Annotated in this window: 21 protein-coding genes and 1 pseudogene; 12 read left to right on the top strand and 10 right to left on the bottom strand. The window is 61.1% G+C overall.

Features of this window, described 5'->3' with window-relative positions:
* The first annotated feature begins 9 nt into the window (after positions 1-9).
* The 5 genes from ACZK45_RS19290 to ACZK45_RS19270 all read left to right on the top strand — a co-directional run bounded on the left by ACZK45_RS19290 (position 10) and on the right by ACZK45_RS19270 (position 4,124).
* A complete protein-coding gene (locus ACZK45_RS19290; protein ID WP_447906918.1) occupies positions 10-261 on the top strand; it encodes a hypothetical protein in 252 nt (83 codons plus the stop codon).
* An 89-nt stretch (positions 262-350) separates the two neighbouring features.
* Entirely contained in the window at positions 351-560 is a 210-nt protein-coding gene (locus ACZK45_RS19285; RefSeq protein ID WP_478445094.1) for a hypothetical protein, read from the top strand.
* A gap of 741 nt (positions 561-1,301) precedes the next feature.
* A complete protein-coding gene (locus ACZK45_RS19280; protein ID WP_478445093.1) occupies positions 1,302-2,390 on the top strand; it encodes a hypothetical protein in 1,089 nt (362 codons plus the stop codon).
* 529 nt (positions 2,391-2,919) lie between these two features.
* The gene (locus ACZK45_RS19275) at positions 2,920-3,228 is read left to right on the top strand and encodes a hypothetical protein (protein ID WP_478445092.1); all 309 of its coding nucleotides are present in this window, start codon (positions 2,920-2,922) and stop codon (positions 3,226-3,228) included.
* A gap of 626 nt (positions 3,229-3,854) precedes the next feature.
* Positions 3,855-4,124, top strand: a complete 270-nt coding sequence (locus tag ACZK45_RS19270; protein ID WP_329855328.1) for a hypothetical protein — start codon at positions 3,855-3,857, stop codon at positions 4,122-4,124.
* Between the two features lie 59 nt (positions 4,125-4,183).
* Here ACZK45_RS19270 and ACZK45_RS19265 read toward each other — a convergent pair whose 3' ends face one another.
* Together ACZK45_RS19265 and ACZK45_RS19260 are read right to left on the bottom strand one after the other, a co-directional pair.
* Entirely contained in the window at positions 4,184-4,417 is a 234-nt protein-coding gene (locus ACZK45_RS19265) for a hypothetical protein (protein WP_478445091.1), read from the bottom strand.
* 264 nt (positions 4,418-4,681) lie between these two features.
* Complete coding sequence (locus ACZK45_RS19260; RefSeq protein WP_478445090.1) at positions 4,682-4,873, bottom strand: hypothetical protein; 192 nt, start codon at positions 4,871-4,873, stop codon at positions 4,682-4,684.
* 549 nt (positions 4,874-5,422) lie between these two features.
* On the opposite strand from ACZK45_RS19260, the gene ACZK45_RS19255 reads away from it, so the two are divergent.
* Positions 5,423-5,872, top strand: a complete 450-nt coding sequence (locus ACZK45_RS19255) for a BLUF domain-containing protein (protein ID WP_478445089.1) — start codon at positions 5,423-5,425, stop codon at positions 5,870-5,872.
* Here ACZK45_RS19255 and ACZK45_RS19250 read toward each other — a convergent pair.
* The gene (locus ACZK45_RS19250; RefSeq protein ID WP_478445088.1) at positions 5,869-6,144 is read right to left on the bottom strand and encodes a hypothetical protein; all 276 of its coding nucleotides are present in this window, start codon (positions 6,142-6,144) and stop codon (positions 5,869-5,871) included. The genes ACZK45_RS19255 and ACZK45_RS19250 overlap by 4 nt on opposite strands.
* Positions 6,145-6,614: 470 nt before the next feature.
* Between ACZK45_RS19250 and ACZK45_RS19245 the strand changes: the two genes are divergently transcribed.
* On the top strand, positions 6,615-7,115 hold the full coding sequence (locus ACZK45_RS19245) for a hypothetical protein (RefSeq protein ID WP_478445087.1): 501 nt from the start codon (positions 6,615-6,617) through the stop codon (positions 7,113-7,115).
* A 145-nt stretch (positions 7,116-7,260) separates the two neighbouring features.
* On the opposite strand, the gene ACZK45_RS19240 is transcribed toward ACZK45_RS19245, so the two are convergent.
* The 4 genes from ACZK45_RS19240 to ACZK45_RS19225 form a co-directional block, all read right to left on the bottom strand.
* Positions 7,261-7,590: a helix-turn-helix domain-containing protein gene (locus tag ACZK45_RS19240; protein WP_478445086.1), complete on the bottom strand. Its 330-nt coding sequence runs from the start codon at positions 7,588-7,590 to the stop codon at positions 7,261-7,263.
* On the bottom strand, positions 7,590-7,958 hold the full coding sequence (locus ACZK45_RS19235) for a hypothetical protein (RefSeq protein WP_478445085.1): 369 nt from the start codon (positions 7,956-7,958) through the stop codon (positions 7,590-7,592). The genes ACZK45_RS19240 and ACZK45_RS19235 overlap by 1 nt, the downstream gene beginning before the upstream one ends.
* Before the next feature lie 269 nt (positions 7,959-8,227).
* Complete coding sequence (locus ACZK45_RS19230) at positions 8,228-8,950, bottom strand: type II TA system antitoxin MqsA family protein (protein ID WP_478445084.1); 723 nt, start codon at positions 8,948-8,950, stop codon at positions 8,228-8,230.
* 2 nt (positions 8,951-8,952) lie between these two features.
* Positions 8,953-9,237 carry a type II toxin-antitoxin system MqsR family toxin gene (locus ACZK45_RS19225; RefSeq protein ID WP_478445083.1) on the bottom strand — a complete coding sequence of 95 codons (285 nt, stop codon included), beginning with the start codon at positions 9,235-9,237 and terminating at the stop codon, positions 8,953-8,955.
* A gap of 531 nt (positions 9,238-9,768) precedes the next feature.
* Here ACZK45_RS19225 and ACZK45_RS19220 point away from each other — a divergent pair.
* Positions 9,769-10,416, top strand: a complete 648-nt coding sequence (locus ACZK45_RS19220) for a hypothetical protein (protein WP_478445082.1) — start codon at positions 9,769-9,771, stop codon at positions 10,414-10,416.
* A gap of 60 nt (positions 10,417-10,476) precedes the next feature.
* On the top strand, positions 10,477-11,163 hold the full coding sequence (locus ACZK45_RS19215; RefSeq protein WP_478445081.1) for a hypothetical protein: 687 nt from the start codon (positions 10,477-10,479) through the stop codon (positions 11,161-11,163).
* 24 nt (positions 11,164-11,187) lie between these two features.
* Here the strand turns inward: ACZK45_RS19215 and ACZK45_RS19210 are convergent, their stop codons facing one another.
* Entirely contained in the window at positions 11,188-11,580 is a 393-nt protein-coding gene (locus tag ACZK45_RS19210) for a DoxX family protein (RefSeq protein ID WP_032128569.1), read from the bottom strand.
* A gap of 118 nt (positions 11,581-11,698) precedes the next feature.
* Between ACZK45_RS19210 and ACZK45_RS19205 the strand changes: the two genes are divergently transcribed.
* The gene (locus tag ACZK45_RS19205; RefSeq protein ID WP_006395620.1) at positions 11,699-12,118 is read left to right on the top strand and encodes an H-NS histone family protein; all 420 of its coding nucleotides are present in this window, start codon (positions 11,699-11,701) and stop codon (positions 12,116-12,118) included.
* A gap of 49 nt (positions 12,119-12,167) precedes the next feature.
* Positions 12,168-12,575: a hypothetical protein gene (locus ACZK45_RS19200; protein WP_125892319.1), complete on the top strand. Its 408-nt coding sequence runs from the start codon at positions 12,168-12,170 to the stop codon at positions 12,573-12,575.
* 21 nt (positions 12,576-12,596) lie between these two features.
* Here ACZK45_RS19200 and ACZK45_RS19195 read toward each other — a convergent pair.
* Positions 12,597-13,238 (bottom strand): annotated as a pseudogene (locus tag ACZK45_RS19195) (glutathione S-transferase family protein).
* A gap of 127 nt (positions 13,239-13,365) precedes the next feature.
* Here ACZK45_RS19195 and ACZK45_RS19190 point away from each other — a divergent pair.
* Positions 13,366-13,782 carry a hypothetical protein gene (locus tag ACZK45_RS19190; RefSeq protein WP_125892323.1) on the top strand — a complete coding sequence of 139 codons (417 nt, stop codon included), beginning with the start codon at positions 13,366-13,368 and terminating at the stop codon, positions 13,780-13,782.
* Positions 13,783-13,789: 7 nt separating this feature from the next.
* Here the strand turns inward: ACZK45_RS19190 and ACZK45_RS19185 are convergent, their stop codons facing one another.
* Positions 13,790-14,593, bottom strand: a complete 804-nt coding sequence (locus tag ACZK45_RS19185) for an AraC family transcriptional regulator (RefSeq protein WP_125892380.1) — start codon at positions 14,591-14,593, stop codon at positions 13,790-13,792.
* Between the last annotated feature and the right edge of the window lie 18 nt (positions 14,594-14,611).

The following is a 14,611-nucleotide window of genomic DNA, read 5'->3' as shown; positions in this document are numbered from 1 at the left end:
AGCGGTTCCATGTTGCTTTGTGATGCCCCCCAGGTCCTTTCGGCAGAGGGGGAGGTGGACTACGTAGACCTGATCACCCGCGCCGGCCTGGCGAAAGACCTGATCGGCAAGATCAACTGGCACTATCTCCTGCATGAAGACGGGTGCCCTGGGGAGATCGGTGAGGCGTGTGCCTGTGGCCTTGTCGTGGCCTTCGTAGGCCGGACCGCCATGGTCATGGTAGATAGCCAATACCGACACAGGACCGATCTGATCAACTAGTCCAGGTGTGCTGGGGTCTTAGAAGCATGGTTGACCCTGATAGGATGAACGAAGGCCCTGGATTGGCCGGGGCTGCCAAGGGGATGGTGATGAGCATCGAAAATCAGGTCGACCAGAGTTTAGTCGCCCACATCTACGCGACAGCGGCAGCAGAAGCCATTGCCAGACAGAATGGTCCTGCATTCGAGGATATCTTGGCTCAGTCCATCGTAGCTGCAAGGGTTTTCGCTGACGAGATGGGTAAGCGCAATGGCCAGCAGATTGATGGCTGGCTTGGCGCCGTGAAAGGCATGAGGTGATGACCGGCACCGGCCAGTGGTCGGCCGGTGCTCCCAACCGCCCATCAAGGAGATTGAATGGGCAATTCCGATTGGCTAGCCGTCCAGGCCGAGCACGAGAAGAACAGGCGGCTCTATGGCGGGAAGTCGCCGCGTGGGTCGGTTTGGCGTGCGCTACTAGCTGCACTCGCTTGGTCCATTGGCTCTGTTGTTGCGCTATCTGTGGCTCTCGGCCTGGCCGGCTTCCTTCTGGCTCGGTATGGCTCTGATGAGTACGTGCTGGTGTGCGAAGGGACAATCTCCGCAGAGGGTAGGGATCGAGCGCCCGCGACCATGTACGCCGAGATGCGCGAGTTTGGGCAGATCATCCGGCTATGGAGCAAGGATGCGGGAACAGTGAGGATGGAGATCCCCAATGACTTTTACGACGCTGGCCAGCTTCGCTCTACCGGCAGTCTTACGTCCATTTACACTTTCACGGGTCTCTCTGGCCACTTCTCGGACCTGAGCGGCGCCGTAGCCATGCGTATGGGAAAAGGCCGAGAGTTCCAAGGGAAGTGCGTGCGCCGTGGTCAGCCGACCAGTTAGCCAGATAGGCCGGTTCGCTCGCTAAGAGGATGATTAGAGCATGGCCCGGGGACTTGATTAGGCGGCCCCAGCAACTGAATTTTGCCAGGCCCTAGACCAAGTCATCGCGGGCGGCTGTCCCCGGGCGCAACTTCAATAGAATCGAACCCGTAGGGGGACGAGGGATCATTCAAGATGTCCGGATACTTCAAGGTATCGATGAGTGCGGCAAAGGCCATCGCAAGCGCAAGCGAAGGGCCGGATCTGCTCGCTGGCTATATGACGCTGGCGTCATACGCCTATGGTCCGAAGCGTGAGCACACAGCTGCGGGCGCGAAAGCGATTCGCCTGACAACTGGATGCTCTGACTTCCGGTCAAAGAAGGTTCTGAAGCGTCTTCTTTCATTCGGGGCGGACCACGAGTTGCCTCAAGGTCTGATAAGCGCGACCGGATGTAAGAAGGCCAACGCTGACGAATACAGGATCGAGCATTGGGGGGATGAATTTGCCTATCTACCATCCCTGCTCACCGATCGGCATCCTGATTTCGGGTCGCACCTTGCCCGTCTCCTGCTGATGGATGAGCCAGAGTCGGTCACCAGAGATGCCTTGATCGTGCTGCTGCACGTGTATGCGTCCACTGATTACGCTGAGTGGTTCGGTTGCCCGCCTGACACCATGCCCTACAGAGATTGGGAACTGTCCGGGACTGCCGGCCAGGACTTTGAGCTTGGATATCAAGGGGACGTAGGGGCGCTTCAGCTGTGGCTCGTCTCCGAAAAAGATGAGGACGCTTGGCAAGTTCCGCGCCAGGTAGTTGCGAGTCTCTTCGGGTCTGACTCTGAGGAGAACATTGTCCGCTTCTGGAGGGCTTGGGACTGCCTGATCCAAGCGGGGTCGCTCGTCACCGTGGTGTCGGTGCAATCCGGGGGGAGGGCCTACCCGCTATGGGTGTACTCCAGGGGCTATCGGCAATCCCTAGTGGAGCATCATGGAATTGTTGCGGATCTAGGGAGGGAGGCGCAGCTCGCTGCCTGTGCAAGCGGGCTGGATCCAGACAACCTGGTGATCCGATACGCGGTAGACGACTTGGGGGGATCCGGCTCGGGGCTCTTCTACTGTTTCGGCAAGTCGCCGAAAGTCCGAACGATCGTAGCCCCCCGCCTGCATGCGCCGACACCCCTCAATCTCGATGGATTGAAGGAGGCAGCTGCGGTGACTAGGAACATCTCCCGGGAAATCAGGGCGGCCCGCCGCGCCGACCGCGAAGCCTACGCTGGGTAAACCGCTACTTCCATGGTACTTCCATGACCTTCCATGTGATTTCCAAGACAACAGGCGCAAAGCGGAGCCTGACAGCCTCAGGAGCCAAACCCGCCAATGGCATTTGCCAAACACTGGCAGACGACTACTTCACTGAGCTGGAGCGTTGGCAGGCAAGGCGTAAAATTGCCCTTCGGTCAAACACGCACCCTGAAAACGTGATCGACCTCTGCGCGGTGCGCCGTAGTCGGAAGAGTGCGCCATGAGTCAGGCTCTGGACTGGAGGTTACGGCACGGCAACGCCGCCTTCCAACGCTCGGGTTGCTCAAGGAGCGCAGTTACTTCGGCTCCCATTTGAGACCATTAGGAGAAATGGAGATGGAACTACTGAATCGAGACTACCAGCGACAGCTACTGTTCTCGCTGGCAGAGCACTATCCCCAACCAGTTGAAGCTGGGACGCTGGCTCAGAGCGCGTTCGGGCCAGTCAATGTCAACATTGCCTACCATGCATGAGCATGGGCTGGTTCGCGGGGAATGGATAGGCAGCTTGGACCGTGGCGAGACGCTTTTGCAGGCGACTATCACTGCGCGCGGAATGGACTTTCTTGCCGATGATGGGGGGTTAGGCGCAATTTTGGGCGTCGTCACCATCAGACTTGACGATGAGACTCTGAAGGCAATTATTGAGCAGAGGGTTCGTGGTTCCGAACTTTCTGAGGACGAGAAAAATCGTTTCGTGGATCAGTTGCGGAAGCTGCCGGGTGAGACAACGAAGCATCTAGTTCTCAAGCTGGTGGACGCAGGTTTGGACAACTGGCAGAGGGCCCTTCCAGTGCTTCAGGGATTGCTGAGCTAATTGGCGCTAAGCGAAGTTCCTCGGACTCAGTCGTTAGGGGCCGTTGAGCGGGGCGCAATCCCGCCACCGGCTGCGCCTGGCATCTCAAAATGCGTCGCAGCGCGAGGTGTTCGAGTCCTAATTGGAAATAGATGACGAGAGCGGCGATCCTGGCTAGGCTGATTGGTCCAGCCGTTGTAAACGGGTGTGGCCATGAACGAACGCCATAGCTCGGTGCCATTTGAGCTCAGAGCGATAAACGCGGCTGCTGTCGGGGAACTCTTGGGGCTGACGCCTCGATCCGTCCTAGAGACGGTGGCGTGTCGCCCAGACTTCCCGGTACGCCTGACCATGCGCCCGGCCACGTGGGTAGCCGGGGAGGTGTTGAAGTGGCGAGAGACTAACCGATACGGTCAGCGAGCTCGTCGGCATCGGAAAAGCTAAGGATGGGCGCGTAGGCAGAGCCGTTGAAGAGGTGTCCTCTAGTCTTCTTGGATGGTGACATATCGGCGATGGCACCAAATCCAGTCTCCGGCGCGTGGTGGATGCTCTCAGGCGATGGCTTGTAGGGCCGGAGCACACGGTGCACAAGTTTCTGTGTCGTTTGCCGATATCGCTCCAGATGTCTAAACAAAGGAGCGGAGAACATGGACGATCAGATGATCTGCCCGATGTGCATGGGATACGTGCCACGCGGTGCCGTCGTGTGCCGGGGGTGCAAGGCCAGGATTGAGTACGGCAGTCCCGGATGGGCTTCTTTGTTGGTCTTGATCTGTTCCATTTCCTTCGGAATCTGGTCGGGCGCCGTCCTGGCATGGTGGATTGGGCTGATCGGTGGCGTGGTCTTGTTCGGCCTTGGATCTGCTGGGCTCGAGCGCCTGTTTCGCAACCGGGTCGTCTTCCGCCTCAAGTACTGAGTACGGTCTGAGGTGCCTGAGAGAAGTCGATCTAGTGGCCGAAAGGCGCATTGGCCCCGTCAGAAGTCATCAGGATCGTAGGGCTCAAGATCTGGCGTTGCTCCGGCTAGGCCGAGGGCTTCATTGAGCGCCCCCATAGTTGTCCAGATCCCGCCGCTTCCGTCGTACAGAAAGCGGATGCCGCATTCGTTGGCCCATCGAATCACAGTGGCAAGCCTAGGCTTCTTGCCTGGCTGGCAGAGTTCCTGCAGGTCGCGGAACTGAAGGATCGCTTGTTCAAGCGGATAGCTCATCTGGCGGGGAACGTGCGCCCTTCCTTCAGGCATTGGGACAGTCTCTTCTCAAGCGCGGAAGAGTCGTTCTGAAGCGCCTCCAGTCCTGTGCAAGCGCGCCGATCGTGCAGATCAAGGTGGAAACGGAGATACATGCCGCCTACCCACAGGGACAGGAGTACGGATAGGGAGATGGGCAGCCACATGGGTAACTCGATTTCTAGGATGTCCAGCATGGCTTCGCGCAGGCTTGTCTGGTTGTAGCCGTACCGTCTCAGACGCAGCTTATAGCCGCCAGTCAGGACAATCCTGACGTCCCTCTTGTGCCGATAGCCGACACCGAGTCGGTTTCGTGGCCACGGCCTCGATGCGGGTATTGATGGTTGAACCCATGGCCCAGAACGGCAGCAGGCCCCAGGACAGGCGAGTGATCTGCCTGCCATCGCCGCGACCCAGGATCACCGACGCGCGCTGCATCGGCGCCAAGTTTTAGCGCGCCTAGAACTCGCGCAGGCCGGGGGCAAGGTCAGTCAGCCCCGGCTGGCCGAAGTCGACAACGGGCAGCTGGACGAATCGGCCGCACATGGAATCAGGCCGGCATCGCTTGGGGTAGCGTGTGCCCCAGCACGTGGTCACATTCGACCAGGCGAGCATTGCTGACAGCCTGACGCTCGCCGCATGCGGCGCAGGCGAGTAGGGTGCCGCCTTGCATCGTCTGCAGCTGCGGCGCCTTGGAATGGGTGATGTGCTTGCAGTGGTTGCAACGGACGCTGATAGCGGTCACGCGGTCGAGGTTGCCATCGGGGTTGCGTACTGCGTCAAGGTCTAGAACGTAGAAAAGGCCTGTATCTGGCATTGCTAACTACCGGGAAATTTTGCGCATGCTGCGCTTTGTGGTGCCTGCATCTTGTGACGAAGGTCCGAATTCAGCAACACCCGAACCTGACGCGTTCAGAACGATCCAACGACCTCACGCTCACATGAGCCCGCTGCTGCTACGGTGGTCCTTCATCAGGGAGGTGCGCAATGCCCATCAGGGCGGTTGTATATGTGAGCGGTGCCGGAGAGGGAATCGCCGGCGACAAGCTGGGCCTGTCCAACGGAAAGCTGGATCAGATTGTGGACGACGCGGCCCGGTTCAACCGTAACGCTGGGGTTACGGGGGTGCTCCTCTTCGATGGCGAGCGCTTCCTCCAATATTTGGAGGGGCCAGAGGACGGATTGGCAGTGGCCTATTCCAGGGTCTTGGGTGCCACCAGCCACAACGGCATTGTGGAGCTGCAGCGGGGACGGGTAGGACAACGCCGCCTGCCGTTCTGGCCCATGAAGTGGCTGCCAGTTGAGCCCGAGGAGCTTAAGCGCGCGGCCCATGCGGATTGGACCCGGTTCAATCAGCGCGGCGATGCCCAGGCCGCCTACGCGACTGCGATGGATCTGTTAGTCGCGTTAGTCGAGCCGTACGCGATCGCAGCCTAGCGCTTGCTGTTTGGCTCGCCGATTTGCTCGGTCAGAACCGTCAGCGATTGCTCAAAAGCGGCGGCGAAGAGATCGCCGCCGTCGCGCTTATGCTTCGCCGCAATGCTGGGTAGCAGACGCAACCAAGCATCAGTCAACTGCTCGGGTGCCGGGTGGGTCAGGACAGAAACCCGCAGCGCATACTCCATTGCCTTGAGATAGCCGCGATGAACCTCGATCGCGACTTCGCAGGAGTGGAGGCGGTCGAGCAGTTCGGGGATGCCATCGGTCATTTCGGGTCCTCGATATCGAGTTGCTCGTCGGGCTTGGGGTCGAAGAGCGCCAGGAGTCGTTCGCGACGGCACTGCTCGAGCCAGTGATGCCAGATCTCCATTTCGTCCATCAATCCTGTAGCTCCGCAAGCAGGGCACGTAAGCGTGGTTCCCGTTCGATCCTTTTGAAAGCCTGCACCCTCAGTCATCGACGACCTGAGTCCACAGTTTTTGCAGGTTGCTCGCACCTGCTCCAATCGGATGATTGCGCCATTGGGCGCAAGCAGGGGCAGGATCGAATGGATCCTGAAGGCGTTAGGTGGGTGCATAGCCGTGCCATTTGAGGGCTGGACACGGGAGCAAAGGATTCTGCACCGAAGAAGAGCCGCGAAGCAGCAGTCTGTGCCACCCAAGGTGAACTGTTCATCACAGCAAGCTGAAGCGAAGACCACATCGCAGAGTGTGAGACCGCCGGCCGTATCCTTCCGGCCATGCTTCCCTCTCACGGCTACCAAGGTTTCCGCACCGCTCCCGTTCCCTCTGGCTGGGTCCAGATGGGGGAGGGCTGGGTCTTGTGGTGGAGCGGCCGACAGATCGCCAACATCAGACGCGGCAAGGATGGCGCTGTGCGTGTGCGTCTGGATGCCCGGAAGTTGTGGCAGATCACGGAAGTTCCGGCCGCCAGCATCGCCCAAGGCAGGCGCTACGCCGAGCGCTGGTGCGCGGCCAGACTCTACCCAGAGATGCGTCTGCGCGCCGCCGTGGCTCGGATGGTGGACGACAGCCCGAGGGAACCTCTACCTCCACCGCCCGGCCTGCCGCCTACTCCCGAGCAGTTGCAGCAGGCTCGCCGCTTGGCCGAGGCAGGATTGAAGGAGCTGGAGCGGGTCAAGGAGGCCCTGGAGCCACGTCGGCCGCCAGCGGTGACCAAGCCCAGGGTGGAAGACCCGATGAAGACTTGGCTTAGGACGGGTAGGGCTCGGCCGAGGTGATGGCAACTTGGCTCGCAAAGGGCAACTCGCGGCTTTCCCACCTGATCGGGGATGCTGGACCATCACCGACATCGGACGAACTGGCCCTAGCTACGAAGATCTGCAGACGGACTAGTCCGGCTCCCGGACATCTCCGCCTCACGGACTACTTCTTCTTTCGACGTACAGCCTCAGTCTTGGCAGCAGACTTGGTTGTCTTCGTCGCCAAGAGTTTTTCGAGACGCTCATCAGCATCAGAAACGAGCGATCCGATGAAAGTTGCCTTCGGGAAGACCGGCATGGGTGGGGGTATGTACCGCGACCGCTGCCACCATGCCTCTAGATCGGCGACATGAATTCGATCAGATTTCGCGCTTTGCCCCAGACGCATCGCAGTGAGCTGTCCGTCGTTGATCGCCCTGCGAAGGGTTCGAGGGTGGCATGCACAAAGCTCAGCTGCCTGAGCGAGCGTCATCAGCTTGTCAGCCAGATCCATCAGCCCTTCCCCCTTCGTTGGTCATAGCGCCTCAGGCGGGCAAGAGCCTCTTCCACCTGCGCAGACCTTGGGGGAATAGATGGAGTGTTGGAGCCAACACGCCCACGCGTGGTCCAGTCGCTGGCGTTGTGAATAGCCCGATAGAGTTCACTCTTCTCATAGAGCTGCTTGCCCATGAAGTTCCTAGGAACAAGGCCGAGATCGGGAGCGTTCTTCCGAAACTGGCCGGACGACACGCCGCAATAGTGCGCCGCCTCGTCAACAGTGAGCCACTCCTTGCCTGAAATATCGAAACGAAGGACCGCCAACTGCTGGCGGAGAGCTTTGATCTCGTCCTGCAGGGAAATGTCGGATTCAGGGGTGTCCATCAAGATCTCCGCCTACGTGTCCCCGAACACCCTGCCACAGCACGAGCCACGCCGGAACCCTGCAGGTCAATCAACGGGATTTCAAACCCATAACACGATAGGGAGAGGCCGCAGCCTCTCTTCTATGCCGACACAACGCCGGTTCCCTACTGACTACTGACCAGGGGCCTATCGTGCTTACCGAATCACCCCTGCCTCCGCGTCCAACCTCTCAGCAATACAAGGTTAATAGCTGTAATCCAGCGCGGCGCGGATGCGGGAGTCGGAAGTCAGCGACTCTTTTTGGCAACCGAAGCCTTAGCTGCACTGCGCTTCGCATGGGGGATATTAGGTCGTTCGGCCGCCGCCTTTGCTGCAACAAGTCGACCCACATCAACTTGTTTACGCTTTCCTGCCCGGTTGACTTGGCCTAGCACACCGCCAGCCCTGACGTTGATAATCACGTCCTGGCCCGCCACTTTGATGACCTTATTGGGCTTAAAGCTCTTGGCCTGTGCGCCCGTCGCGTAGCGCTGCGTGCGTACATTGACCTTGGTCACCACCACGCCAGGAAGTTCAGCGGCTAGCAGGGGATTCTTATCCAACAGGTGCATGAGATTGAACGCGGCCGGGCCTGGGTCAGCTTTACCACTTTCATATCTGGAAACACCGTTGTGGCCACCACCAACCAACAGGCCGACTTCGCCCTGCGTCAACCCGAGGCGCTTGCGTATCGCTTTGAAGATGGCTCCTTCGGAACGCCGCTCTTCCATGACCAACTCGTCGCCGGCAGCCGCAAAACGGCGGTCGCTCTCGTCATCAAGAAAAACTTCTTCGCAAACTTGGCACCGGTCACCGGCCAAGTCCCTGACAGTGCCGGACAGGTCGCCCACGGTGACGGGGAACGTCTCGCGATTGAAATGAACCAACGACCCCGCCGAACCGCAGACAGGGCACTGGCCAACCGCGAGGCGGGGCAGGGTGTCGTGATGGGTGGTCTTGGTCTTAGTCATAGTTATTTCGCCTTGAATGAAATCACAGCCTTAGGCGTGTCGCCGTTCGGTGGGATGTACAACTGGACCTTCACATAAGCCAATCCCTTGCCAGTAGGGACGTGGTAGACGTCTTGCCACATCGATTCATTGGCAAAGCTGGTCATCGACTTGTAGAAGCAAAGGTCTGGGTCCATTGCAAGAATCGCGGCCTTGGCCTCTTGTTCGGACAACTGCATGAGTTGGTAGCCTTGCCGGGCGCTAAGGGTGAAACACTTCTCGCCGTGCTGGGCAACCAACGCTTTCATCTGGCCTACATCGAAATGGGGGGTTTGCTTTTCAAGCACCCCGTCAGCCCGTCGGACTACGCCCTTAGGAAATTTTTTTGATGCCATTGGGATTGGTCCATGCCTTGTGGGATCGGATCAACGTCCCTGTTGTCCCGGGCTAAAAATACCCTAACAGGTGAAATTTTTCAATGATCCCTGAGTCGGCTGGTGTCCCACGTCGGGAAGGGTTCATGCCTAGTCGTTCAGCTTGATCTGGTCGGCTACGTCGCACTTGAAGAGCGCCTCGGCATGTGGACGGGCTAAGGGTTCACCACGTGGCGGAACTGACAGCGTGGCAGGGGGGGGCATCTATTTGGCCGACGATACACAAGCACTCGATGGAAAGTGAGGCAAAAAGAGAGTCAAGGAAGCAATTAAGTGTGAATTTCACAATTAAAATCAATTGGTTATCCGGCGTGTGCGGTTGCTGGTGGGCCACCAACCCAGCGTGCATGAACGGCTGCTGGTCTGCCTTCAAGGCAACATCTGATCCACACGCAAGGATCGAACATGCCCGACACCCGCCCCCCGGTGGAAGACTTCACCACTGAAATCGAAGACAGCCGGCATCTGTTCGCCTGGTGCCTGGTGCGCTACGGCCAGATTCCCGAAGCGCTGGCAATCGAACAGGCACGCGAACGCTATCCGGACCAGGCCGCCGGCCACGAATACGAGCACGAACTGCTCTTCCACGACGAGCCCTGGCATTGGGCGATGCTGCATGTGCTGGGCGAAGGGTACTGGCACCAGAACCCGGAACTGTTGCAGCCGTCGCTGGAGTACGACACCGAATCGGACGCGCTGTGCCTGGCGCGCGGCGAGCCGATTCCCTTGCTGGATGAGGATGAGTATCTCGGTGCGCTTGCGCACGCGCGCCATATGCATGCGTGGACGTTGATCCATCAGGCAGGGATTGACGAAGAGCAGGCACAGCGGCAGGCGCTTGAGTACTACGCGTACTTCCAGCCGCATCATCGCTGGCGCATGTGCGTCCACGATGCGCGCGCTGCATGGGTCGACGTGATGAGCGTACTGCACATCAATGACTACTGGAGCCGGCCCGAACTGCAGAGGCCGCCTGAGGCGTACTGGCGCGCGTCACGTGCATTCGCCCTGGCACAGGGGCTCCAGCTGCCGGAAATTCCGCCTCCCTCATGAGAGGGCGCTGCAAGGGTGGCATGATGCGGCTTCCGCCGATCCGTACGACAAGGAGCCCGCATGAAGCGCAGTGCCCGTATGTTCGTCGCCCTGACTACCCTTGCGGCACTGCCTGCCGCTGCCGAGCCGTCCGACTCACCCAGGCGCCCGTTGGTTGACACCCTGCAACGCCTGATCGTCGACAAGGCACCGCAGACGCGCGTAGCAACACCGGACCACGAGCGCATCACCGCACGGCGCATCGATATCGTCGATGACACGGGGGTGATCCGCATGACGCTGTCCGGAAAGACACCGGCACCGATCATCGATGGCCTGCAGTACAAGCGCGCCTTCAACGTGGCCGGCATAGTGCTGTACGACGACAAGGGCAGCGAACGCGGTGGCTTCGGCACCGCCGATGTCGACGGCGGCATGGCGGTGCTTGCGCTGGACCATCCGGCGATGGATGCGATCGGCTGGCGGGTATCACCCGATGGTGCGGTGAGTTTTTCGATCAACCAGGCGCCGAAGCTGATCCGCGAGCCTGCGCTGGGCAACAAGCTGATTCCTGGGGTGCAAGCACCGACCCGCATCGGTCTGGTGGTCGGGCCTGACGGCACGCCGGCCATCGCCTTGAACGACAAGGCAGACCGCACGCGACTGCGCCTGACTGTCACTGCGGAAGGCTACGGTGCGATCGAGTTCCTCGATGCGCAGGGCAAGGTGATCCACACATTGGCGCCGGAGGCTGAGCTTCGGCGCTAGCGCGTGGGGGGCGCCGATCGGCGCTTACCCGCGCCGCCCTCTGCCATCAATGCTGTACCGCCCGGCCCCGGTGCAGGCCAGCAGCAGGAAGCCACCGGCCAGCCCCAGGTTCTTCAGGAACATGATCTGTTGGGTCTGGTCGGCGAAGTTGTGATGGAAGATGAAAGCGGTGACCAGGCTGAAACCCACCAGCACGATCGACACCAGCCGGGTCTGGAAGCCGAACAGGATGCACAGTCCGCTGCCGATCTCGAAGGCGATGGTGGGCCAGAGCAGGATGCCGGGCACGCCCATCGCTTCCATGTAGCCCTGGGTGCCGCTGAGATCACCGAGCTTGCCCAGGCCGGAGATGAGGAACAGCGCCATCAGCAGGATGCGTGCAAGCAGGTAAGCGAGCGAATGGGATGAGTGGCTCACGTCGGTGTCCTCGGAGATGGCCGGCGAAGGCGATCGGAGCCCACCGGCAGTGAAGCCCGTGTCTACGCCAAAGGCAAGGCGCCTTGACAGCTGGCCGTCCGCAGGAGACCTTTCTCCCATGACGATTGATATTGAATCGCTCAGCCTTCGGGAGCTGGGCGCCTTGGTGGTTGCCGCTGAACAGCGGAAACAGCTGATTTCCAGCCGCCGTCCGGCCAGTGCGGTACGGCGGATGTTGAAGGCCGCCGCGGCCGAAGCCGGTTACACCCTCGAAGAACTCTTCGGTGGCGAAGCCTCGGAAACACCTGCGCCCGCCCGCAAATCCGCCCGCCGTAAATCCGGCAAAGTCGCGCCCAAGTATCGCGACCCGGAATACAAGCGCCTGACCTGGACCGGTCGCGGACGCATGCCGCGCTGGTTGGCGTCCAAGGTGTCGATGGGCCACAAGGCGACCGATTTCCTGATTCCTGGCTTGGCCAGGCCGACCGCTGGCAAGACCAGCACCATCGGCAAGCGGACCGTCATCAAGAAGGGATGAGGCTGCGGCACTGCTACCCTGCCCGGGTCTTTCAACCAAGGAGCACGGGATGGCACACGAGGGTGGCATGACGATCACGCCGAAAGTCCTGTACACAGCCGCAGGCGCGGCCGTGCTGGTCAGCCTGCTGGCCTGGGCGGTGGAATGGAGCGGGATGGCCTATGTCTGCCCGTACTGCCGCGTGCAGCGCACGGTCATCGGCGTGCTGGGTGTGCTGACGCTGTTCGCGCGACCGGGCGGCTTCATCGTGCCGTGGTTGTCGTATACCGCGGGCGGCTTCGCATTCGTGGTCGCGGCGATGCAGCACTTCAACGGCTGGAAGCGTATTTCCGCCGGAGATTTCAGCTTCAACGCGCAGTGGTATATCGACCCGTGGCTGCTGTCAGGTTGCGCGATGCTGATCCTGGTGGCGCAGCTGATGCTGGTGCAGACCGCATGTCGGCGCAGTCTGCACTGAAGCCTGCCCACGGGCGTAGCGTCAGGCGTTCTGGAACACCGCCAGCTGCGCAGCAAACGCACGCTGGTAGGCGGGGCGCTGCGTTGCACGGCCCACATAGGCCACCACCTGCGGGTACTCATCGAGGAGGCCGCTGCTCTTCAGGCGCAGCAGCACCGAAACCATCATCAGGTCGCCGGCGCTGAACTCGCCCTCCAGCCACAACGCCGATCCCAACCAGGCGGACAGCTGTGACAGCCGCATACGCACGCGCTCATCGAGCATCGGCAGACGCTGCGCATACCAGGGCTGCTCGCGCTCCAGCACCCAGGCCATCGAGCGCTCGACGATGGGCGGCTCCACCGTATTCAATGCAGCGAACACCCACATGATCGCGCGCATGCGTGCATCTGGATCAGCAGGAAGCAGGCCGACATGCTGCTCGGCCAGGTGCAGCACGATCGCGCCGGATTCGAACAGGACCTGGCCGCCGTCCTGCTAGGTGGGGATCTGCCCGAAGGGGTTGCGCGCCAGGTGCGCGGGCTGCTTCAGCTCGGCAAAGCCGAGCAGCTGCACGTCATAGGGCACGGCCAGCTCCTCCAGCGCCCAGCGTGCGCGCATGTCACGGGCCAGGCCCTGGCCGCGGTCCGGGGAAGTGGCGAAGGCTGTGAGGATCGGGCACATCGTGGCACTCCTGCAGGTCGAAGGGCCTGCCTTTCCTGTTCCGACGAACCACGGGGCGGGAAATCGACACCCTTCCCGGGACGGCGGGCGATACACTGCCCGCCACCCACCACTCCTGTGCCTCCTCATGTGGCAGCGCCGCACTTCCCTGGCCGAACTGCAGCAGCAACGCGATGTGCTGCAGGCTGAGATGGATGCTGACGCCCAGCGATGGGTCTCACAGCTTCCGCCGGATGATCTCGTGGCAGCGCTGACGCCGCAGGCGCGCCGGCTTCAGGAGCTCAATCAGCTGATCCTGCGGGCTACACCACCGCGTGAGCTGATGAAGCGCCTGAAGGCGCTTGAGCGCCAGCTGCTCGAGCCCGGTACACAGAGCGCAGGCGTGCGGAGGGGACTGGAAGATGAACTGCGCGATCTGCACCTCTACTTCAGCAATCCCCGCCGTCGCCCATTGACGGCAAAGGTCATTCTCATCCTGTTCGCCTGCGTTCTGGCCGCCTTGTTCCTGCCGAGGCTGCTTGTGGACCTGCTGATCGCTCTCTAGGCCGGCCTCACCCCGCCCGATGCAGTTTCCGGTACTGGTCCGGCGTGCACTGCGCGTGCCGCTTGAACATCTCGGCGAAGGCGCTGACGCCGGAATAGCCCAGCTCCTCGGCGATCCGGCTGATCGGCCTGCGGGTGCACAGCGCCTCGGTGGCGCGCACGAACTTCACCCGTCCACGCCAGTCGCCGAGCGACATGCCCAGCTCGCTACGTGCCAGGCGTTCGAGCTTGCGCACGCTCATGTGGTGGCGCAGCGCGATTTCGGCAACCGATTCGGCCATCGACAGGTGTTTCTCCATGTACGCCATCACCTGCTTCAGCGCATCGCTGCTGGCGATCGGCAGGAAGCTGGGCAGTACGGCCGCATTGACGATCTGGTCGATCACCACGGCGGCCATGCGCCGCTGGGCCGGGGTCTGCGGATCGGTCACGCCCTGTCGTGCCAGTTCGTGCAGCAGCTCGCGCAGCAGCGGGCTGACTTCCAGTGCACGGCAGCGATCAGGCAAGCGGCGTGACAAGGCCGGCGACAGATAGGCCGAGCGGTAGGCCAGCTGCGAGCGGTTGCGCGAGTAGTGGGCCATTCCCGGTGGAATCCAGATCGCGTAGTGCGGCGGGGACACCATCCATTCGCCGTCGATCTTCATCTCCATCACACCCTGCGCGACGAAGTTGAACTGGCCCCACGGATGGCTGTGCGTGCCCCAGTCCGTGGGCTCCATCGCACCCTGCCGGAAGTAGATCGGACCGGGCAGCTTGTGGAAGGTGGGGATTGGCTCCATCGGTTGCCGCAAGCCGGGGTCGGTGTGGCGCATTTTCGGGATGTCCTCGAT

The sequence above is a fragment of the Stenotrophomonas sp. 63632_Sma genome, assembly GCF_056482875.1.
This window is presented reverse-complemented; position numbering and strand designations above follow the sequence as displayed.